Source organism: Kitasatospora sp. NBC_01287 (assembly GCF_026340565.1).
In the GTDB taxonomy this organism is placed as follows: domain Bacteria; phylum Actinomycetota; class Actinomycetes; order Streptomycetales; family Streptomycetaceae; genus Kitasatospora.
The window spans coordinates 7,516,730-7,537,153 of record NZ_JAPEPB010000001.1 but is presented as its reverse complement, the minus strand read 5'-3'; the positions used below and the strand labels follow the sequence as shown (position 1 = coordinate 7,537,153).

Annotated in this window: 17 protein-coding genes; 11 read left to right on the top strand and 6 right to left on the bottom strand. The window is 72.5% G+C overall.

Features of this window, described 5'->3' with window-relative positions; all coding sequences use genetic code 11:
- Window positions 1–25: 25 nt before the first annotated feature.
- A complete protein-coding gene (locus OG455_RS32850) occupies window positions 26–250 on the bottom strand; it encodes a hypothetical protein (RefSeq protein WP_266301046.1) in 225 nt (74 codons plus the stop codon).
- 197 nt (window positions 251–447) lie between these two features.
- Window positions 448–1,503 carry a glycosyltransferase family 2 protein gene (locus OG455_RS32845; RefSeq protein ID WP_266299924.1) on the bottom strand — a complete coding sequence of 352 codons (1,056 nt, stop codon included), beginning with the start codon at window positions 1,501–1,503 and terminating at the stop codon, window positions 448–450.
- A 460-nt stretch (window positions 1,504–1,963) separates the two neighbouring features.
- Here OG455_RS32845 and lysA point away from each other — a divergent pair, with 460 nt between their 5' ends.
- From lysA to metG, 3 genes are all read left to right on the top strand, one after another.
- Window positions 1,964–3,253 (top strand): diaminopimelate decarboxylase, encoded by a 1,290-nt coding sequence (gene lysA, locus OG455_RS32840; protein WP_266299923.1) that lies wholly within the window; start codon window positions 1,964–1,966, stop codon window positions 3,251–3,253.
- A 159-nt stretch (window positions 3,254–3,412) separates the two neighbouring features.
- On the top strand, window positions 3,413–5,260 hold the full coding sequence (locus OG455_RS32835) for an LCP family protein (RefSeq protein ID WP_266299922.1): 1,848 nt from the start codon (window positions 3,413–3,415) through the stop codon (window positions 5,258–5,260).
- A gap of 136 nt (window positions 5,261–5,396) precedes the next feature.
- Window positions 5,397–7,106: a methionine--tRNA ligase gene (metG, locus tag OG455_RS32830; RefSeq protein ID WP_266299921.1), complete on the top strand. Its 1,710-nt coding sequence runs from the start codon at window positions 5,397–5,399 to the stop codon at window positions 7,104–7,106.
- A 69-nt stretch (window positions 7,107–7,175) separates the two neighbouring features.
- Here metG and OG455_RS32825 read toward each other — a convergent pair whose 3' ends face one another.
- Both OG455_RS32825 and OG455_RS32820 read right to left on the bottom strand, forming a co-directional pair.
- Window positions 7,176–8,045, bottom strand: coding sequence for an ABC transporter permease (locus tag OG455_RS32825; protein ID WP_266299920.1), 870 nt, complete (start codon window positions 8,043–8,045; stop codon window positions 7,176–7,178).
- Complete coding sequence (locus OG455_RS32820; RefSeq protein WP_266299919.1) at window positions 8,045–8,986, bottom strand: ATP-binding cassette domain-containing protein; 942 nt, start codon at window positions 8,984–8,986, stop codon at window positions 8,045–8,047. The genes OG455_RS32825 and OG455_RS32820 overlap by 1 nt, the downstream gene beginning before the upstream one ends.
- Window positions 8,987–9,357: 371 nt before the next feature.
- On the opposite strand from OG455_RS32820, the gene OG455_RS32815 reads away from it, so the two are divergent.
- A complete protein-coding gene (locus OG455_RS32815) occupies window positions 9,358–10,518 on the top strand; it encodes a cytochrome P450 (protein WP_266301045.1) in 1,161 nt (386 codons plus the stop codon).
- Window positions 10,515–10,748 carry a ferredoxin gene (locus OG455_RS32810; protein ID WP_266299918.1) on the top strand — a complete coding sequence of 78 codons (234 nt, stop codon included), beginning with the start codon at window positions 10,515–10,517 and terminating at the stop codon, window positions 10,746–10,748. The genes OG455_RS32815 and OG455_RS32810 overlap by 4 nt, the downstream gene beginning before the upstream one ends.
- Before the next feature lie 56 nt (window positions 10,749–10,804).
- On the opposite strand, the gene OG455_RS32805 is transcribed toward OG455_RS32810, so the two are convergent.
- Complete coding sequence (locus OG455_RS32805) at window positions 10,805–12,772, bottom strand: Xaa-Pro dipeptidyl-peptidase (RefSeq protein WP_266299917.1); 1,968 nt, start codon at window positions 12,770–12,772, stop codon at window positions 10,805–10,807.
- 254 nt (window positions 12,773–13,026) lie between these two features.
- Between OG455_RS32805 and OG455_RS32800 the strand changes: the two genes are divergently transcribed.
- The 4 genes from OG455_RS32800 (at window position 13,027) to OG455_RS32785 (ending at window position 17,110) form a co-directional block, all read left to right on the top strand.
- Window positions 13,027–13,422, top strand: coding sequence for a hypothetical protein (locus OG455_RS32800; RefSeq protein WP_266299916.1), 396 nt, complete (start codon window positions 13,027–13,029; stop codon window positions 13,420–13,422).
- A 222-nt stretch (window positions 13,423–13,644) separates the two neighbouring features.
- On the top strand, window positions 13,645–14,349 hold the full coding sequence (locus tag OG455_RS32795; RefSeq protein WP_266299915.1) for a class F sortase: 705 nt from the start codon (window positions 13,645–13,647) through the stop codon (window positions 14,347–14,349).
- Window positions 14,350–14,582: 233 nt separating this feature from the next.
- Window positions 14,583–16,172: an alpha-amylase family glycosyl hydrolase gene (locus OG455_RS32790; protein WP_266299914.1), complete on the top strand. Its 1,590-nt coding sequence runs from the start codon at window positions 14,583–14,585 to the stop codon at window positions 16,170–16,172.
- A gap of 59 nt (window positions 16,173–16,231) precedes the next feature.
- Window positions 16,232–17,110 (top strand): polysaccharide deacetylase family protein, encoded by an 879-nt coding sequence (locus OG455_RS32785; RefSeq protein ID WP_266299913.1) that lies wholly within the window; start codon window positions 16,232–16,234, stop codon window positions 17,108–17,110.
- Window positions 17,111–17,154: 44 nt separating this feature from the next.
- Here OG455_RS32785 and OG455_RS32780 read toward each other — a convergent pair whose 3' ends face one another.
- A complete protein-coding gene (locus OG455_RS32780; RefSeq protein WP_266299912.1) occupies window positions 17,155–18,090 on the bottom strand; it encodes an alpha/beta hydrolase in 936 nt (311 codons plus the stop codon).
- A gap of 304 nt (window positions 18,091–18,394) precedes the next feature.
- Between OG455_RS32780 and OG455_RS32775 the strand changes: the two genes are divergently transcribed.
- Together OG455_RS32775 and OG455_RS32770 are read left to right on the top strand one after the other, a co-directional pair.
- Window positions 18,395–19,357, top strand: a complete 963-nt coding sequence (locus tag OG455_RS32775; RefSeq protein ID WP_266299911.1) for a nuclear transport factor 2 family protein — start codon at window positions 18,395–18,397, stop codon at window positions 19,355–19,357.
- Window positions 19,357–20,421, top strand: a complete 1,065-nt coding sequence (locus tag OG455_RS32770) for a TIGR03619 family F420-dependent LLM class oxidoreductase (RefSeq protein ID WP_266299910.1) — start codon at window positions 19,357–19,359, stop codon at window positions 20,419–20,421. Before OG455_RS32775 ends, OG455_RS32770 begins: the two co-directional genes overlap by 1 nt.
- Window positions 20,422–20,424: the final 3 nt, after the last annotated feature.

The following is a 20,424-nucleotide window of genomic DNA, read 5'->3' as shown; positions in this document are numbered from 1 at the left end:
GGCCTCCTGGGACCGACAGACAGATCTACGTACGGGGGAACGGGACGACCAGCACCGAGCGGGCCGATATCCGATCCGTCACCATCACCTGGGTGTTCCGCCCGATCGGCACGTCGGCCCAGGCCGCGAACGCCTCGCTCCCCCCGCGCACCGGGACCAGCACCTCGCCCGGCCCGTCCGCCGGGATCGACACGGTGACCCAGCCGACCGCCCCGACGGGGCTCTCCTCGGCGTCGCCCGACTCCGTCATCAGGCTCACCCGCTCTCCGGCCCGCCAGTACGCACCACTCTGTCCAATCTAACGAGCGCGAGCCCCGAAAGCGCCGCTCGCCGCGCTCGACCCACCCGATGGACCCGCCGGTCCGCGCCGGACCGCCTGCCAGGACCGGCGCGAGCCCCGTGCCACGCCGGCCCTCAGCCGGCCCTCAGCCGGTCGTCAGCCGGCCCTCAGCCGCCGGCCGGCGCCTTCGCGCCGCCCCGCCCGATCACCGCCGTACGCGCGATCTGCGAGAGCTTGGCGACCTCGAAGGCGCTGTAGGCCCCGCCCGCCAGCAGCGAGAACTTGACCCCCTCCCGGCCGCCCGGGCGGCGGTGGCCGGGCGGCAGATAGCGCTGGTAGTGCTCGGCGGCCCGGTGGAAGAAGCGCGGCCGGGCCGGTCTGCCGACGCAGCCCGCGAGGTCGAAGACGAACAGGTAGTGCCGGACCATCCTGGTGAAGAGGTGCCGGGCCACCTGGTCCCAGGCCTCCCGCTCCTGCGGCGGCGCCGCGTCCGCCCGCGCCGCGAGCGCCTCGAAGCTGCGCTCGTACTGGTCGAAGAGGTCGAAGGTGCCGCTCCCCGGCGAACCGGTCGGGTGCACGGTGTGCCGCCGCCGGATCCGCACCAGCTCCTGCTCCAGCACCACGACCCGCCGCGCCGCCAGCAGCGCCGCGTGCGCCACCGGGACCTCCTCGTACTCACCCTCGGGGAAGGCGAGCCCGGCCCCGGTCCAGAGCCGCCGGGCGATCAGCCGGTCCCAGACCTGGGCCGGCGCCTCGAACAGCTCGGGATGCTCCAGCGGCGCGAAGACCTCACGCCCCGCCCCCGCCCTCGCGAGCAGCTCCGCCGCCGCCCCGGGCCAGACCCGCCCCGCGTGCAGTCGGCTGTGCCCGAACAGCACCAGGTCCGGGTCCGCCGCCCCGCCGACCCGCTCCGCCAGGGTCAGCAGCGCCCCGGGGGCCAGCACGTGGTCGCTGTCCAGGAAGAGCAGGTAGCGCCCTTCGGCCCGCGCCGCCCCCGCGTCGCGGGCGCTGCCGACCCCCACCGCCGCGCTCAGCCGCAGCACCGTCACCCGCCCGTCCCGCGCCGCCTGCGGCACCTCGGCCGGGCAGTCGGGCGAGGGGTCGGCGACGACGATGACCTCGAAGCCGCCGAAGGACTGGTCGAGGATCGAGTCGAGGCAGTCGGCGAGCTGTCCTTGCTGGTCATAGGCGGGCAGGACGATGGAGATGAGGGGTGCGGGCATGCGCCAGAAGGTAAGCCGATGTCAGGAACGCGGCAAGGAGCGGCAGGTGACGAAACGGGGCATAGGTGATGTTCCACCAGCCATGCTCACCACACTCTCACCCGCTCACCGACCGACGAGCACAGTCGACGGACCGTCAGGTCCTCGCGGCACTGCGTGACCGGCGCGACCGGGGGCGCGGTCACGGGTGCTCTCGGTCGGACACTGAAATATTTCTCCGGTACCAGCGCCTGACCACCCTATTTACGGTGCCCGGCGACCGGCTCGGGAATTTCTTTCCGCCTTTTTCACGGTGCCCGCCCCGGCAGTACAGTGGCCCGAATTCGGGCCGCCGTCCGGAACGTGGACGCCCCGGAAATCACGCTGCCCTTTCCCGCACAATTCCCGCACCCCCGAACTGTCCGCACCACCCGCGATCCACCGCCGCCCGTCCACCCTCCCGCCGAAGAGGACCATCCCCGTGACCACCACCCCCGCCCTCGCCGGGCCGCGTCTGGCCCGGATCGCCGAGGAGTACGGCACCCCGTCCTGGGTCTACGACGCCGCGCACATCCGCACCCAGATCGCCCGGCTGCGTGGCTTCGACGTGATCCGCTTCGCCCAGAAGGCCTGCTCGAACACCCATATCCTGCGCCTGATGCGGGCCGAGGGCGTGTTGGTGGACGCGGTCTCGCTGGGCGAACTGGAGCGGGCGCTGACCGCCGGGTACCAGGTCGACGGGCCGAACGAGCCGGTCGTCTACACCGCCGACCTGCTGGACCGCGCCGCGCTGCGCCGGGTGGTCGAGCTGCGGGTGCCGGTCAACGCCGGCTCGCCGCAGATGCTGGAGCAGTTGGGCGGCGCGAGCCCCGGGCACCCGGTCTGGATCCGGATCAACCCCGGCTTCGGGCACGGCCACAGCCGCAAGACCAACACCGGCGGCGAGCACAGCAAGCACGGCATCTGGCACGAGCACCTGGCCGAGAGCCTGGAGCTGGTCGACCGCTACGGCCTGGACCTGATCGGCCTGCACATGCACATCGGCTCGGGGGTCGACTACAGCCACCTGGAGGCGGTCGGCGAGACGATGGTCAAGCAGGTGCGGCTCGCGGGCCGCGATCTGCGGGCCATCTCGGCCGGCGGCGGCCTCTCGGTGCCCTACGAGCTCGGCGGCCCCGAGGTCGACACCGAGCGCTACTTCGGGATCTGGGACGCCGCCCGGCAGGAGCTGGTGCGCGAACTCGGCCACCCGGTACGGCTGGAGATCGAGCCGGGCCGCTTCCTGGTGGCGGGCGCCGGGGTGCTGCTCAGCGAGGTGCGCGCGCAGAAGCCGGTCGGCAGCAACCACTTCGTGCTGGTCGACGCGGGCTTCAACGACCTGATGCGACCGGCGATGTACGGCAGCAGCCACCGCGTCTCGGTGCTCGCGCCCGACGGCGCGGCCCGCCCGGAGCCGCAGTTGGACACCGTGCTGGCCGGCCCGCTCTGCGAGGCGGGCGACGTCTTCACCCAACTCGCGGGCGGCGAGGTGGAGCCGGTGCCGCTGCCGCGCACGGAGATCGGCGACCTGGTGGTCTTCCACGACACCGGGGCGTACGGCGCGAGCATGTCCTCCACCTACAACTCGCGCCCGCTGATCCCGGAGGTCCTGGTCGACGGCGAGCAGACCCGGCTGATCCGCCGCCGCCAGCGGGTCGACGAACTGCTGGCCCTGGAGAGCGGGCTGCAGAGCGGGCCGGGGAGCGGGCCGGAGAGCGGGCCGGCAGCCTGACCGACCGCCCCGACAACGGTTTTCGGGCGGCGGAGGTTCAACCGATGCCGCGCTCACCGCTCAGCACCCCAACTAATCTGATGATCTCAAATTGATATAGTCTCCCGCCAAGCGCCCAGGGGGAGGACCTGGCACAGCCAGAAGCTTGGTGGTCACCGCATGACGTTTGACGGCAACGGCCTTACCGGGGACGGCAGTCCTGAGGCGGGCCCCAATCCGCCGCACGACGGCTTCCCGGCAGCCGCGCCGCCCGCCCCCACCGGCGGCGGCCGGGCCGCCGCCCGCAAGGCCGCCAAGTCCGGTGGGCGCGGCCGCCGGGCGAGCGGGCTCGGCAAGGCCGCCAAGCGCAAACGGATCCTCAAGTTCACGGCGGCCGGGGTGGGCATCGCGGTGGTCACCTCGGTCGGCGGCGGCTACCTCTACATCCAGGAGCTCAACGCCAACATCCGCAAGGGCAGCCTCAACAACGGCGGCTCGGCGCTGGCCCCGGCCTCCAAGCCCAACGCGGCCGGGCAGACCCCGCTCAACATCCTGCTGCTCGGCTCGGACGGCCGGAACAACGCGGACGACTGCAAGCTCGGCGGCGCCTGCGACGACAGCGCCCCGCACGCCGACGTCGAGATGCTGGTGCACCTGTCGGCCGACCGCTCCAACGCCTCGATCATGAGCATCCCGCGCGACACCCAGGCGGACATCCCCACCTGCACCAACCCGAACACCAAGGCCGTGTTCAAGGCGCGGCACGACATCATCACCGACAGCCTGAACGTCGGGGACCCGGGCTGCGTGGTGGACACCTGGGAGAAGCTCACCAACATCCACATCGACCACTACATGATGATCGACTTCGCGGGTGTGGTGAGCATGGCCGACGCGGTCGGCGGTGTCCCGGTGTGCACCAAGGAGAACGTCGTGGACGACCAGGTCCAGTACATCCAGGGTGTGCGCCACGAGATCGGCTCGCACCTGGTCCTGCCGGCCGGCACCCGCACGATCGCGGGCGAGCAGGCGCTGGAGTGGCTGCGCACCCGGCACGCCTTCGGGGACGGCACCGACCTCGGGCGCGCCCAGGCGCAGCACCTCTACCTCAACTCGATGATCCGGCAGATGAAGTCGGCCGGCACCATCGCCAACCCGCTCAAGCTCAACTCCCTCGCCCAGGCCGCCACCAAGGCGCTCCAGGTCGACACCGGCCTCGGCTCGGTCGACGCACTGGCCGAACTGGCGCTGGAGCTGAACAAGGTGCCGACCAACCGGATCACCACGGTGACCATGCCGAGCGCCTACGTGCCGGACCCGAAGGACAAGAACAACCAGTTGGTGGTCACCACCTCCGACTCGGCCAAGCTCTTCCGGATGATCGCGGCCGACGTCCCGCTGGACCGCAACGCCCCGGCCCCCGCCGCCGCGCCCAGCGACAGCCCGGCCCCCGCCCCGAGCAGTGCCCCGGCCGCGGCCGCCGCGCCGAGCAGTCCGCCCGCCGCCCCGGTGGACAAGGCCGCCGTGCGGATCACCGTGCAGAACGGCAGCGGCACCAGCGGCCGCAGCACCACGGTCACCGACGCGCTGACCTCACATGGGTACACCGACGCCGTCCGGGACACCAGCACGGTGCCCAAGTCGCCCACCGAGCTGCTCTACCCGGCCGCCAAGGCCGACCAGGCGAAGGCGGTGGCCGCGAGCCTGGGCCTGCCGGACAGCGTGCTGACCGCGTCCACCGCCTCGGCCACCCACCTGACCCTGGTGGTCGGCACCGACTGGACCGCCGGCACCGCCTGGCCGGGCACCGCGCCGGCCGGTGGCGGCTCCGCCGGCACCGCGCCCAGCCCGGTGTCCAGCCCGGTCCCCACCGCCATGCCCAGCAGCGCGGTGGCGCAGAACGCGCAGGACGACGCCAACCAGTGCATGGAGGTCAACCCGGCCCCGCACAACTCGTTCAAGCCGGGCCAGAGCAACTACATCTACAGCTGGACCGGCCCCAACACACCCAACGTCCCGCAGCCCTGACCACAGGGACCCGCCGCACCCCGCCGCCGCCCGCACCGGCCCGCCGGACCCCGGATTCCGGTACGGGCGGCGTTCGGCGGGCCGATAGACTGGCGACACAGTCCGTCACCACCAACATGAACTGGAGCATCCAAGGATGGCTCGACACCTGATCACCAGCGCGCTTCCCTATATCAACGGGATCAAGCACCTGGGGAACATGGTCGGGTCCATGCTCCCGGCGGACGTGTACTCGCGCTACCTGCGCCAGCGCGGCCACGAGGTGCTCTACATCTGCGCGACCGACGAGCACGGCACCCCGGCCGAGCTGGCCGCCAAGGCCGCCGGCCAGTCGGTGGCGGACTTCTGCGCCGAGCAGCACGAGGCGCAGAAGGCGATCTACGACGGCTTCCAGCTCTCCTTCGACTACTTCGGGCGCTCCTCCTCGCAGCAGAACCGCGAGATCACCCAGGAGTTCGCCCGCGAGCTGCAGGCCAACGGCTTCATCGAGGAGCGCTCGATCCGGCAGGTCTACTCGGTCGCCGACGGCCGCTTCCTGCCCGACCGCTACATCGAGGGCACCTGCCCGCACTGCGGCTACGACAAGGCCCGCGGCGACCAGTGCGAGAACTGCACCCGCCTGCTGGACCCGACCGACCTGATCAACCCGCGCTCGGCGGTCAGCGGCTCCACCGAGCTGGAGGTCCGCGAGACCACCCACCTCTTCCTGCTGCAGTCCAAGCTGGCCGACGAGGTCGAGGCCTGGATCGACGAGCACGGCAAGGACTGGCCGACGCTGGCCTCCTCGATCGCCCGCAAGTGGCTGACCGAGGGCCTGAACGACCGCGCGATCACCCGCGACCTGGACTGGGGCGTGCCGGTCCCCGCCGACGTCTGGCCGGAGCTGGCCGCCGAGGGCAAGGTCTTCTACGTCTGGTTCGACGCCCCGATCGAGTACATCGGCGCGACCAAGGAGTGGTCGGACGCCGACCCGGCCAACCGCGACTGGAAGTCCTGGTGGTACGAGGCCGAGGACGTCCGCTACACCGAGTTCATGGCCAAGGACAACGTCCCGTTCCACACGGTGATGTTCCCGGCCACCATCATCGGTACCAGGGCGCCGTGGAAGAAGGTCGACTTCGTCAAGGCCTTCAACTGGCTCAACTACTACGGCGGCAAGTTCTCCACCAGCCAGCAGCACGGCATCTTCACCAACGCCGCGCTGGAGCTGCTGCCCGCCGACTACTGGCGCTACTTCCTGATGGCGAACGCGCCGGAGTCCGACGACACCAGCTTCAGCTGGGAGATCTTCGCCGCCACCGTCAACAAGGACCTGGCCGACACCCTGGGCAACTTCGTCAACCGGGTGCTCTCCTTCTCGCTCAAGCGCTTCGGCGACACCGTCCCGGCGGGCGACGCGCCGGGCGAGGCCGAGCGGGCGCTGGGCGCCGAGATCGCCGGCCTGCTCGCCGAGTACCAGGGCCACCTGGACACGCTGCAGTTCCGCAAGGCCGCCCAGGCGCTGCGCGCGTTGTGGAGCGCGGGCAACTCCTACCTGGAGAACAAGGCCCCCTGGCTGGAGATCAAGACCAACGAGGCCGGCGCCGCGCTGACGCTGCGCACCGCGATGAACCTGATCCACCTCTACGGGATGCTCTCGGCCCCGTTCATCCCGGCCACCAGCGCCGCGATGCGCGGCGTCTTCGCCTCGGCCAAGGCCGGCGAGCCGCGGTGGGTGAGCGCCGAGCAGGCCGCGGCGCTGGACTTCGTCGCGGCCGGCACCGCCTTCACCGTCCCGCCGGTGCTCTTCGCCAAGGTCACCGACGAGGACCTGGCGGCCTGGCGCGAGCGCTTCGGCGCCGAGTAGTCGAGCAGTCGAGTAGTCGAGCAGTCGAGCAGTCGAGCTGCAACTCCCGGCCGCCGGGTGCCGTCCCGCTCAGGACAGCACCCGGCGGCGGAAGTTGCGCAGCCCGATGCCCAGGAAGAGCACGCAGAAGCCGATCAGCACCGGGTAGACGACGTACAGGGGCATGTGCGAGGCGTCGGTGAGTCCGGCCCGCATGCCCTCGGCGATGTAGATCAGCGGGTTGACCAGCACCAGGGTCTGCAGCCACGGGAAGCCGCCGACCTTGACCGCGCCGAGCTTGGTCCACTGGTAGTAGGTCCCGCCGAGGAAGACCAGCGGCAGCACCACGAAGCCGAACATCAGCCCGATGTTGCGCGGCTCGAAGGTGGTGCCGAGCACCAGCCCGAGCGAGGTCATCGCCAGGCAGGACAGCGGGATCAGGGTGACCACGATCCACCAGTGCACCGACAGGTGCGCGTGCACGCCGGGCGCGTGCACCACCGCCGCGATCGGGAAGACCATGATCGCCGAGATCATCCCCTGGGTGGCCCCCGAGAGCACCCGGGAGAGGGCCACCAGCCAGAGCGGGCAGGGCGCCTGCACCCGGTCCTCGATCTCCCGGGTGTAGCCGAACTCCTGGGAGAGCTGGATCGCCACCGACTGGATGCCCTGGAACATGATGGTCACCGCGACCACCCCGGGCACCAGCACCGTCGCGAAGTCGGACTCCCCCGCCGTGCCACCGCCCGAGCCCACCCCCTGGCCGATGGTCGGGAAGACGTACAGGAAGACGAAGACCAGCAGCAGCGGCTGCATGATCGTCCGCCCGGCGAACTCGCCGAAGTTCTTGCGCAGCACCAGCAGGTCGCGGCGGACCAGCGCGCCCAGCGCCGCGCGGGAGGCTGCGAGGACCGAGCGGGTCGGCCGGATGCTGATCGTGGGGGTGGTCGCAGCGGTCATCAGTCCCGCAGCTCCTTCCCGGTCAGGCTGATGAAGACGGTCTCCAGGGTGGGTTCGGCCACCGAGAGGTCCGCCACTTCGAAGCCGCCGGCCTCGGCGGCGCCCAGCACCCGCGGCAGCAGCCGGTGCGTGCCGCCCTTGACCTGCAGCTCCACCCCGCCGGGCAGCAGCCGGGCGCGGTTGACCCCGTCGATCTCGCGGCCCAGCAGCTCGGCCAGGGCGGCCGGCTCGCCGGGTGCCTGCACGGTCACCACGGTGTCGGCGTCCACCGCCTGCTTGAGCGCGTCGGGGGTGTCCAGGGCCAGGACCCGGCCGTGGTCGATGATCGCCACCCGGTCGCAGAGCTGGTCGGCCTCCTCCATGTTGTGGGTGGTCAGCAGGATGGTCTGGCCGTCGGCGATCAGCCCGGCCAGGATCTCCCAGAGCGCCAGCCGGCTCTGCGGGTCCAGGCCCGCGGTGGGCTCGTCCAGGAAGAGCACGGCGGGGCGGTGGTAGATCGCCCGGGCCACCATCAGGCGCTGGGCCAGGCCGCCGGAGAGGGCGAAGACAGAGGCGTCGGCCCAGCGGGTGAGGTGGAAGCGATCCAACAGCTCATCGGCGGTGCGCCGGGCGGTGCGGCCCGAGCGCCCGAAGAGCAGGCCGTGGAAGACCAGGTTCTCCCGCACGGTGAGCGAGCGGTCCAGGGTGTTCTGCTGCGAGACCACCGCGATCACCTGCTTGACCAGGGTCGGCCGGGCGATCACGTCGATGCCGCCGATCCAGGCCCCGCCCGAACTGGGCACCACCCGGGTGGTGAGCATCCCGACGGTGGTGGTCTTTCCGGCGCCGTTGGGGCCGAGCAGCCCGAAGAGCTCGCCCTGGTGCACCGCGAGGTCGAGCCGGTCCACCGCCGCGATCCCGGTCTTCGGATAGACCTTGGTCAGCGCTGCCGTGCGGATCACCGGTTCCGCCGCGGCACTGCGATTGCCGGCCACTGGGCACCTCGTTCCTGAGTCCTCCTCCAGGTTGCGCCGCCTGAGCCGGTCTGACAATTCCCACCGGGCGACCCGGCAGCCAGGGCCCGCGGCCCCGACCCGCGAGCGCCGGGCGCACGCCTGCCGCGCGCCCCAACTCCCCCCGCACTCCCCCTGGTTGGCATGCCCCCGGCCCTTTACCGTCGGTAGCGAGGCCAATCCGCACGGCCAACCGCATGGAGGATCCCGTGTCCGTCGACGAAACCGGCCCGGCCACCCAGGCCGACCCGGCCACCCAGACCACCCCGGCCACCTCGGCCGCCCCGGCCGCCCCGGCCGCTGCCGAACCGCTCGTCCCGCTGCACTGTCTGCGCGCCGACCAGCCCGGGCCGCCCGTGCTGACCGAGCTGCTGACCGGCACCCCGGTCTGGTGGGTGCGCCGGCACGCCGACGTCCGCCAGGTGCTCACCGACCCCCGGCTCAACCGGGTCGGCCTGTACGCGCCGGACGCCCCGCCGCTGACCCCCTACCCGAACATGCTGGACGACCCGGACACCATCCTGAACATCGACGGCCCCGACCACCAGCGGCTGCGCCGCACCGTGCAGCGCGCCTTCACCCCGCGCGCGATCGAGCGCTGGCGGCCCTGGGTGGCCTCGGTGGTGGACGACCTGGTCGAGTCGCTGGCCGGGGCCGAGCAGCCGGTGGAGCTGGTCGCCGCCTTCACCCGCCCGCTGCCGGTGGTGGTGATCAGCCGGCTGATGGGCCTGGACGGCCTGGACCTCAAGCGCCTGGCGCACTGGAGCGACCACGCCCTGGCCGCCAGCGCCTACACCCCGCAGGCGGTGCGGGAGGCGATGCTGGACTTCGGCGCCTTCGGGGCCCAACTGGTGGCCCAGCGGCGCGGCGATCCGGGCGAGGACCTGGTGAGTTCGCTGGTCAGGGCCGCGGACGAGGACGGCGAGGTGACCGAGCTGCAGATCATCAAGCTGGTCATCGGCCTGGTGGTGGCCGGGCACGAGACGACCATGACCACCCTCGGCAACGCGCTCGTCTACCTGCTCTCCGAGGACCGCGACGCCTGGCACGAGCTGGCCACCGGGGAGCGGCGGGCGGCCGCGGCGGCCGAGCAGCTGCTGCGCTCGGTACCACTGGGCGACCGCGTGGTCGCCCCGGGGACGCTGCGCCGGGCGGCGGCCGACGTGGAGATCGGCGGGGTGCTGATCCCGGCGGGCGCGGTGGTGGCCGCGGACACCTTCACCGCCAACCACGACCCCGCGGTCTACCCCGGCAAGTGGCGGGAGAGCCTCTTCGAGGCGCCGGACGCGCCGCACCTGACCTTCGGTGCCGGGCCGCACCACTGCCTGGGCGCCTGGCTGGCCCGGATGGAACTGGAGCTGGGCCTGCACCGGCTGGCCCGCCGGCTGCCCGGGCTGCGGCTCGCGGTGCCGGCCTCGGAGATCGACTGGCGGCGCGGCCTGCTCACCCGCAGTCCGCAGACCCTGCCGGTGACCTGGTGAGCGCCGAGGAGGCGGTGGTCTCCGTCGACCGGCTCCGGTGCGCGGGCACCGGGCTCTGCGCGGCGACCGCCCCCGCCGATCTGGAGCTGGCCGCCGACGGCCGGGCCCGCGCGCGCCGCGAGCGGACCGGGGCGGTGGCGGAGGTGGTCGAGGCCGCCGAACTCTGCCCGATGGAGGCGATCACCGTCCACCGGGCGGCCACCGGCGAGAAGCTCGCGCCCACCTGGTGAGCGCGGCGGTGGTGGTGCCCCGATCAGGGCACCACCACCGTTGACCGTGCGGTGGATCAGTGGAAGCCGGCGATCCCGAGCCCCGCGGGCCGGCGCGGTGCGACGGCCACCGGCGCGGAGGCCGCGGGCGCGGTCGGCCCGGAGGCGGCAGCGGTGCTGCGCGGGTGCGTCGGGGTGCCTGCCGGCAGCTGCCCGGCGCCGCCCACCAGCGGCAGCGTCAGTGCCGACCGGGTCAGGTCGACCGTCAGCTTCGGCCGGGTGCTCGGCGGGTTGATCAGCCCGTCGTCGGTGCCGGCCACGATCAGCGCCAGCCGGTGCCCGGCGGGGATCACGTGGTCGCTCGGGGCCAGCTGCAGCGTCATCGTGTAGGGCGTGTTCGGGGTGAGCCTGACCGTGTGGTCCAGCCCCGCGTAGTGCCCGAGGTCGGCCCAACCCCGGCTGAACACCGTCTCGTTCACCTGAGTGGTGTCGGCCGCCGTGTCCAGGTAGCAGGCGCTGTCCCCCGCCGTGCTGTCACCCCAGCAGGAGCGGGTGGTGAGCGTGGTGATCCCCTCACCGTCGCCCTGGTAGTTGCGGATGGTCGCCGGACCGAGGTCGACCAGCACCGCGCTGAGGTGGGCGCTGCTGGTGCTGGAGCTGACGGTCAGCGTGACCGAGCCGCTGCCGGAGAGCTGCAGGTCCTGGGTGAGCGGGGCGGTGGTGAAGGCGGCCTTCTCCGAGGTGCTCTGGTCGACCTCGGCGGCCCAGGTGTTCTCGTCCTTGGTCGGGTCGTCGGTGAAGGAGACCTTGCCGGTGTTGGAACTTCCGCCCAGCGCACCCGGATTGAGGTGCACCGCGCTCTGCACGGTGCCCGGCGCCGGCCAGCTGGCCTCCGTGGTCCACTGGTCGGGAGCCCGCTCGATGTCGGCCACCGGCTGGTTCTGGATCCCGTTGTCCACACCCATCAGGTAGTGGTCGAACCACTGGTGCAGGGTGTCCACCCAGGCACCGCGCCGGTAGTCGAACGGATCGACGTGCCCGGTCTGGGAGAGCCAGATCTTGCGGTCCACCCCGGTACTGGCGAGCGCGTTCCACCACTGCCCGAAGTTGATGTCCCGCACGTTCAGGTCCTGCATCCCGTGCACCACGAAGACGCTGGCCGTCACCTTGGAGGCGTTCGCGACGTAGTCGCGCTGCTGCCAGGCCGCCGACCAGTCGCCGTTGGACGGGGAGCCGGCGGCCAGCGCCTTCTGCTCGGCGCCGCAGGTGGCCGCGTCGGTCGGGTCCTCGACCTCACTGGCCAGGTCGGCGGGGGTGCCGCTGTAGAGCGGCGCACCCTGGGAGCGGTAGTAGTCGTACCAGGAACTGATCGCGGATATCGGCACGATGGTCTTCAGGCCCGCGACCCCGGTGGCCGCCACGCCGTTGGCGATGGTGCCGTCCCAGGACTTGCCGATCATGCCGACCGAGCCGTTGGTCCAGGTCGGGTTGACCGTGCTCGCACCGGTCCGGGTGCTGTAGCCGTTGGCCCGGCCGTTCAGCCAGTCGATCACGGCCTTGGCACTGGTCACGTCGGAGGTCCCGCCGACGTCCACGCAGCCGTCCGAGCGGTTGGTGCCGGCCAGGTCGACCAGCACCACCGCATAGCCGCGCGGCACGAAGTAGTTGTCGTAGTAGAGCGGGAACTGGACCGGATGACCCTGTGAGTCGTAGGTCTTCAGCTGACTCTCGTTGCCGCGGCCGCAGCACTCGTAGTACGGACTGGCGTCCATGATCACCGGGACCTTGATCCCGGCCTGGGCCGCCTCGCTCGGGCGGATGATGTCGGCGGCGACCCGGTCGTGGTGACCGTCGCCGTTGGTGTCGAGGCCGGTGTCGACCCAGACCGTCTCGCGGATCGCGTTGGCGTAGGAGTAGGTCGGCTGGCTGGCACCGTCTCGGACGGTACCGGCCCAGGCCGCGCTGACGGGGGAGAGCAGCGCGGCGGCAAGTGCGAGCAGCACGGTGGCGATTCCCGCCACCGATCGGATGCGGTGGGTTCTCACGAAGGAGCACCGTACCCAGTCATGTCCATGTTGACTCGTCAGCTCCGGCTCGGCCCGCGGGCCGGCCGCACCTTTCGCCGCGTCAGCTCCGCCGAGCAAGCCACCGACGTTGCGCTCACGGGGTCACACGTTCGCACGCTCTGTAGTGGCGCCATCGCACTGCGCGGCTGACGGTGGAACAGGCGCCCCCGGATGTCCTCCTGGCCGACCAGAGGTCGGCCCGTCCCCGGTGCGCCGTGAAAGGGAATGCACTCATGCGTCGTGTACGTCACCTGGCCGCCGCCACTCTCACCGCCGCCGCCCTGAGCCTGGCCGCCCCGGCCGTCGCCTTCGCCGACGCCGCCCCCGGCGGCCCGGCCGACCGTCCGATCAACTCGTCCACCACGCAGGACGGCAAGAAGGCGGACGACAGCAAGAAGGCCGACGACAAGAAGGCCGACGACAAGGACGCCAAGGACGCCAAGCCGACCGACGAGAAGGCCGGGGCCGAGGAGTGGCAGCAGGAGCACCACCCGCACGGCGGCGTGCACACCGGCGGCGGCTTCGGCGCGCTGAACGGCGGCAGCATGGCCACCGGCGGCGCACTGCTGGCCGGCGGCCTGGGCCTGGGCGCCCTCGCGCTGCGCCGCCGCAAGTCCGCCGAGCACTGATCACCGCTGATCAGCTCGGCTGACCAGCTGACCAGCTGACCAGCTGACCGGCTGACCAGCTGACCGGCTGACCGGCAGTCACCCGAGGCCCCGTCAGCCGACCGCCCCGCCCCGCGTCGCGCGCCGCGCCGCCGCCCTGTCCCCGGCGGCGGCGCGGCGCGCGGCGGTGCTCCCCCGCCCGGACCGTGCCCGCAACACCGCTCCCGCGCAGAAAGGCTCGCCATGGGCAACCACGCTCCCGCGAACGGCGACCCGTCCTCCTCCCCCGACCCCCTCGGCCGCCAGCGCCGGAACGTCCTGTTCGCCGCCGTGGGCGCCTGCCTGCTCGGCCTGTTCATGATCCACCGCGCGGCCGACCCGACCGCGGGCCTGCCTCCGCTGCCGAATTCGATGGCCGCCCAGGCCTCGCCCAGCGCCTCCACCTCCGCCGCCGCAGGTCGCACCGTCCCGGCCCTCGCCGTCCCGGACGCCCGCCCCACCCGGCTGAGCATCCCCTCGATCGGCGTCAACGCTCCCTTCACCGGCCTGGACGTGGACAGCACGGGCGTACTGAACCCGCCGCCGCCGGACAACACCAACCTCGTCGGCTGGTACCAGGGCGGCACCGTCCCCGGCAACCGCGGTCCCGCGATCGTGCTCGGCCACGTCGACACCAAGTCCGCCCGCGGCGTCTTCTGGGGCCTCAGCTCGGTCACCCCGGGGACCACCGTCGACATCGCCCGCGACGACGGCGTCACCGCCAGCTTCACCGTGGACAGCGTGAACGTCTTCGCCAAGGACCAGTTCCCGGACGACCGCGTCTACGGCAAGACCCCCGATGCCCAGCTCCGCCTGATCACCTGCGGCGGCGCCTACGACCGCAAGCACGGCGACTACACGGCCAACGTGGTGGTCTTCGCCCACCTGACGGGGCTGCGCGAGAGCTGAGCGGTGCGCGTCGGTGCGCGCGGGGCGGTGATCCCGATGAGCGCTGAGCATTGAGCATTGCGAGCTGAGCATTAGGCGCTGACAGAATCTGATATCTGTCAGCTGTCATCCATCAGTCGCCATCGCCCATCTGCCCTCAGCCCTCGCCAATCGCCAATCGCCAATCGCCAATCGCGCCGACCGATCCCCGCGACCACCGGACAGGCCCGCCCCGGGCGCCCTACGCTGACCGCATGGCGCCTGTGAGTCCCCGTCAGCCCGCCGTCCCCGCCTGGCTCAGCGAAGCCGTGCTGTACCAGGTCTACCCGCAGTCCTTCGCCGACTCCAACGGCGACGGCATCGGCGACCTACCCGGCGTCACCGCGCACCTGGACCACCTCGCCGACCTCGGGGTGAGCGCCCTGTGGCTCAGCCCGTGCTTCAGCTCCGAGTTCGGCGACGCGGGCTACGACGTCGCCGACTACCTGGCCATCGCCCCGCGCTACGGCACCAACGCCGACCTCGCCGAGTTGGTCGGGGCGGCCGCCGCCCGCGGCATCCGGGTGCTGCTCGACCTGGTGCCGGGCCACACCTCGCACCGCCACCCGTGGTTCCAGCGGGCCGCGCACGACCCCGGCGACGACCGCTACATCTGGTCGGAGCGGATCACCGCCCCGGTGCACGAGTGGATCCCCAACCAGGGCCGGCGCGGCGGCTTCTACCGGGCCAACTTCTACCCGATCCAGCCCGCCCTCAACTTCGGCTACGCCCGCCCCGACCCGGCCGAGCCCTGGCGCAGCCCGGTGGACGCTCCCGGGCCGCTGGCCAACCGGGCGGCGCTGCGCGAGATCATGGCGCACTGGTTCGGGCTCGGGGTGGCCGGCTTCCGGGTGGACATGGCGGCCTCGCTGGTCAAGGACGACCCCGGGCAGGTGGAGACCGGCAAGCTCTGGGGCGAGCTGCGCGCCTGGCTGGACCGCGAGCACCCGGACAAGGTGCTGATCGCCGAGTGGGGCGACCCGGCCCGCTCCGTCCCGGCCGGGCTGCACGCCGACTTCTTCCTGCACTTCAACGGGCGGGCGCTGCGTTCACTCTGGGACAACGGTAGTGGCAGCCAGGGCAGTTGGGCGCACGGTGAGCCCTGCTACTTCGATCCGGACGGCGCCGGCTCACCGGCCGAGTTCCTCACCGCCTGGCAGGCGGCCGACGCGGCGATCGCGGGCCGCGGCCTGGTCGCCCTGCCCACCGCCAACCACGACTTCTCCCGCCTCGCCTGCGGCCCGCGCACCGGCGAGCAACTGGCCTGCGCCTTCGCCTTCCTGCTCAGCTGGCCCAGCCTGCCGGTGGTCTACTACGGCGACGAGATCGGCATGCGCTACGTCCCCGGCCTGCCGGACAAGGAGGGCAGCCAGTTCGGCACCGAGGCCCGCCAGGGCTCGCGGACGCCGATGCAGTGGGACGACACGCCCGGCGCCGGGTTCTCCACCGCCGAGCAGGCCGACTTCTACCTCCCGCTGGACCCGGCACCGGACCGGCCCAGCGTGGCGGCGCAGCGCGCGGACCCGGCCTCGACGCTGAACCAGGTCAGGCGGCTGATCCGGCTGCGCCGCGAGACGCCCGAGCTGGGCACCGGGGGCACCGTGACGGTACTGGCGGACGGCTACCCGCTCGCCTACCTGCGCGGCACCACCCATCTGGTCGTGGTCAACCCGCGCCGCGAGCCGGCCGAGCTGGCACTGCCTCAACTCACCGCCGCCGCCCTACCACTGCTGGTCCAGGGGGTGCGGACCACGCCGGGCGCGGTGCGGGCCGACGGCTTCGGCTACGGGATCTTCCGGCTCTGACCCGGCGTCGGACCGCTTTCGAATCGCCGGGTGATCCGGACCTCCCTATGCTGGCGGCGATGAGCGTCGACCGCCGCAGGATCCTGCGGACCACCGCCCAACTGGCCACGCTGACCGCGGCCGGACCGCTGCTGGCGGCCTGCGGCCAGGAGGCCACCACCGCCGGCGGCAACGCCGCGGCCGCCCGATCCGCCCGCGCGCACCCCGGTGCCGCCGCCGGCACGCCCACGGTGCTGACACCCAATCGGATCCCGAGCGCCACGCCGAGCGCGGTGGCCACGGCCGCCTCGCCGGTCGCCGGTGCCAGCCCGCCGGAGCTTCCGCCGCTGGCCGCGAGCACCCCGGCCGAGGTGGTCACCGGCCCGCGCGACCGGCCGCAGATCGCGCTGACCTTCCACGGCCAGGGCGATCCCGCGCTGGCCACCGCGCTGCTGACCGCGGCCGAGCAGCACGGCGCCCGGGTCACCGTGCTGGTGGTCGGCACCTGGCTGGACCAGCAGCCCCAGATGGCCCGGCGGATCCTGGACGGCGGCCACGAGCTGGGCAACCACACCCTCAGCCACTTGGACATCTCCTCCATGTCCGCCGACCAGGCCTACGCCGAGATCGCCGGCTGCGCGGACCGGCTGAAGGCGCTGACCGGCTCGATCGGGCGCTGGTTCCGCCCCTCCGCCGCGCAGTACGCCACTACCGAGGTCAAGGCGCAGGCCCGCCGGGCGGGCTACGAGCACGTCCTCTCGTACGACGTGGACCCGCGCGACTACGCGGACCCGGGGGCCGAGGTGGTCCAGCGCCGGATGCTGAACGCGATCAAGCCGGGCTCGATCGTCGCCCTGCACATGGGCCACCAGGGCACCGTGGACGCCCTGCCGGCCGTGCTGGAGGCGCTCCAGCAGCGCGGGATCAGCGCGGTGACGGCGAGCCAGCTCTGCTCGTGAGCGGTGAGGCGGCGCCTCAGCGCGTCTGAGGGATCGGCGGCGCCTCAGAGCGTCTGCCGGAAGTGCGCCAGCACGTGGTCCAGCGCCGTGGAGACCGTGCGCTCCTCGTCGTAGAAGTCGAACTGCGAACCCGGCATCCAGTGCAGCGCCTTGGCGCCCGGCAGGGCCGCGTGGAAGCGCTCGGCGCCGGCCGGGATCGCCGCGTCGCGGCTGTGCACCAGCACGGTCGGCACCGCGACGCCGGGTGCCGCGGCGATCGCGTCGAAGCCGAGCCAGCCCAGCCAGCCCATCTCGGCGAACCGGTTGGGCCACTGCGGGACCGCGCCCCTGGACTCGTCCAGGTAGTAGGCGTAGTCCCCGACCATGGCCGCTCGCGGGTCGTCCAGGCTCACCGCGGGCACGTAGGACACCTCGCCGGTGGCCCGGTACCTGGCGGCGGCCGCCTCGCCCCGCCCGCGCAGCTCGGCGACCTGCTCCGCTCCGCCGTACAGGCCGGCGAGCAGGCCGGCGTCGTGCAGCCAGGGCGCGACCATCGCCAGCGAGCGCAGGGCCGCGCCACGGGTGGCGGACACCGCCGTGTAGCCGGCGCCGGCGCAGACACCGAGGCCCCCGACCCGGTCCGGGTCCACGTCCGGGCGGCCGCGCAGGTAGTCGACGGCGGCCGCGATGTCGGCGCTCTTGCGATCGGGCTCCTCCAGGTCCCGCGGGTCGCCCCCGGACTCGCCGCAGCCGTGGAAGTCGAAGGCGAGCGCGGTGATCCCGGCCTCGGCCAGGCCCCGGGCGTAGCAGCCGGCCATCTGCTCCTTGACGGTGGTCCACGACCCCGAGACCACGGCGGCCGGTCCCGGGCGACCGTCGCGACCGTCGCGACCGTCGCGACCGCCGGGGCCGCCGGGGCCGCCGGGGAGGAAGAGGTTGCCGACGAGCGTGGTGCCGGCACTGGTAAAGGTGATCTTTTCAAGGCCTGCACGATGCGACACGGAAGTCTCCTCCAGCGGAGAGCGCAAGGCTGTGGGACCGAGGTCGTTTGCTTACGGCCAACCGGTCAGGAGGGCCAGCATAGACAAGGTGATTGACGCACTGTCAAGGCGGCCAATTACCGCTCTGTTCTGGCAAGTTGATGCGAAGAACCGGAGGGTTGACAGCCATATGTGACTGGCAACTTGACTCGGAGGCATCCCAACTGTTTGCCTTCTTGGGTAAGGTTTTCGGTTCTTGTCCGCCAGTCACCCGACCCGGACCCGGAGATCGGCTTCACACCGGGGACCGCCCGAAGGAGCTGCCATGACGCACGGGGCACAGGAGCAGGGGGCGCAGGATCTGCGCGACCGGCTCGACGTCATCGAGCTTTGCACCAAGTTCGGCTGGCTGTTCGACCAGCGGGACTGGGCTGCGCTGGCCGAGGTGTTCGCCGACCAGGTGGTCACCGGATCACCCGACGAACCGCGCACGCTGACCCCGCGGCAACTGGTCGACACCTGGGCCGCGCAGGTCGCCGGGGTGCGCTCGACCCAGCACCAGATCACCGACCACCTGGTCGCGTTGAACAGCGCCGCCGGTACCGCGAGTTGCACGGCCCAGTACCAGGTGCGCCACACCGGCACCGCCGCGGGTCGCGACCCGCGCCTGGAGAACGCCGGACACTACCGCTTCGACCTGCGGGCGACACCCGCCGGGTGGCGGATCACCCGCCTGGTGGCCACCCCGACCTGGAGCAGCGGCGATCCGACGATCCTCGACGCCCCGCCGGCCGGCGGCAGCGTGGCGGATGCGGGAGCGGATGCGGGAGCGGGAGCGGGAGCGGCCCGGGAAGCGGACGCGCAGAGCGTGGCCCGGCGCTTCCTGGCGGCCATCAGCGACCAGGACCTGCCGACCGCCTTCGACTGCCTCGCCGAGGACGTGGTGATGGACATGCCCTTCGCCCCGCCGGGCAGCCCCCTGCGGCTGAACGGCGCCGACGCGGTCCGCCGGCTCTACGCCGGCGTGGTGACGGCGGTGCAGTCGATCGAGCTGCCGGTGCTGCGCACCGAGGCCTTCGCCGACCGGCGGTGGGCGCTGGTCGAGTACACCGGCAAGATGGTCCAGCCGAACGGCAGCGACTACACGAACCACTACTACGGGATGTTCCAGGTGGTGGACGGCAAGATCAAGGTGCTGCGCGAGCTCTACGACACCTACCGCTACGCCGCCCAGGTCTCGGCCGAGGACCGCCGGGCGATGTTCCAGGCCGCCGAGGGGCAGGCCTGATGCCGGCCGCCGTGACCGGCTGCCGACTGGGCGTCGGGGTGCCGCTCTCCGGCGCCTGGGCCACCCCCGCCAACCAGCGCCGGATCGCCCTGCTCGCCGAGCGGCTCGGCTACCACTCGCTCTGGTCGTTCAGCCGCCTGCTCTTCCCGCTGGCCAGCACCGAGGCGGAGTGGTCCTCGGAGTTCCAGCCCGCCTTCCACCACGGCGTGGCCGAGCCGATCGTGACGCTGGCCCAGGTGGCCGCGGTGACCGAGCGGATCCGGCTCGGCTTCTCGGTGCTCAACGCCCCGTTCAGCGCGCCGGCCGTGCTGGGCAAGCAGCTGATCGAGTTGGACCGGGTCTCCGGCGGCCGGATCGACATCGGCCTCGCCCAGGGCTGGTCGCAGGAGGAGTTCCTGGCGGCGGGAGTGCCGATGGAGCGCCGGGTGGCCCGCACGCTTGAGTACGTCGAGGTGCTCAGGCGCATGTGGGAAGGCGAAGTCGCTTCTTTCAAAGGAGAGTTCACCGAGCTGCCGCGAACTCTCGTGCGGCCCAGGCCGGTTCAACCGCGGTTCCCGCTGCTGCTCGGCGGCTCGACCGGGGCGGCGTTCGCCCGGGCCGGGCGGCTCGCCCAGGGATGGGTCAGCCCCGGGTTCGTCACCCGCGGCGAGATCGCGGCGGCCGTGGACGGGGTCCGGGCGGCGGCCGAGCGGGCCGGGCGGGATCCGGCGGCGATCCGGATCGTGGTACGCGCCTCGGTCTTCCTGGGCGCCGAGCGGCCGAGCGTGCGGCCCGACGGCGAACGGCAGCTGTTCCAGGGCCCGTTCGAGCAGGTGGTGGCCGACCTGGGACTGGTGCGGGAGCTCGGCGCCAGCGAGGTCTTCCTCGACTTCAACTTCGATCCCGCGATAGTCGGCCCGGACGTCGAGTCCGCGGCCGCCCTCGACCGGGTCGAGCGGGCCCTGACGGCCCTCTCCCCCGAGCACTCCCCCGAGCAGTACCCCGGCTTGGTCCCGCGCCGGACCCCGTCCGGCCGGGAGCAGCACCGAACCACCGTGACAGGCGCCGGCTCCGCCGGCCGCTGAAAG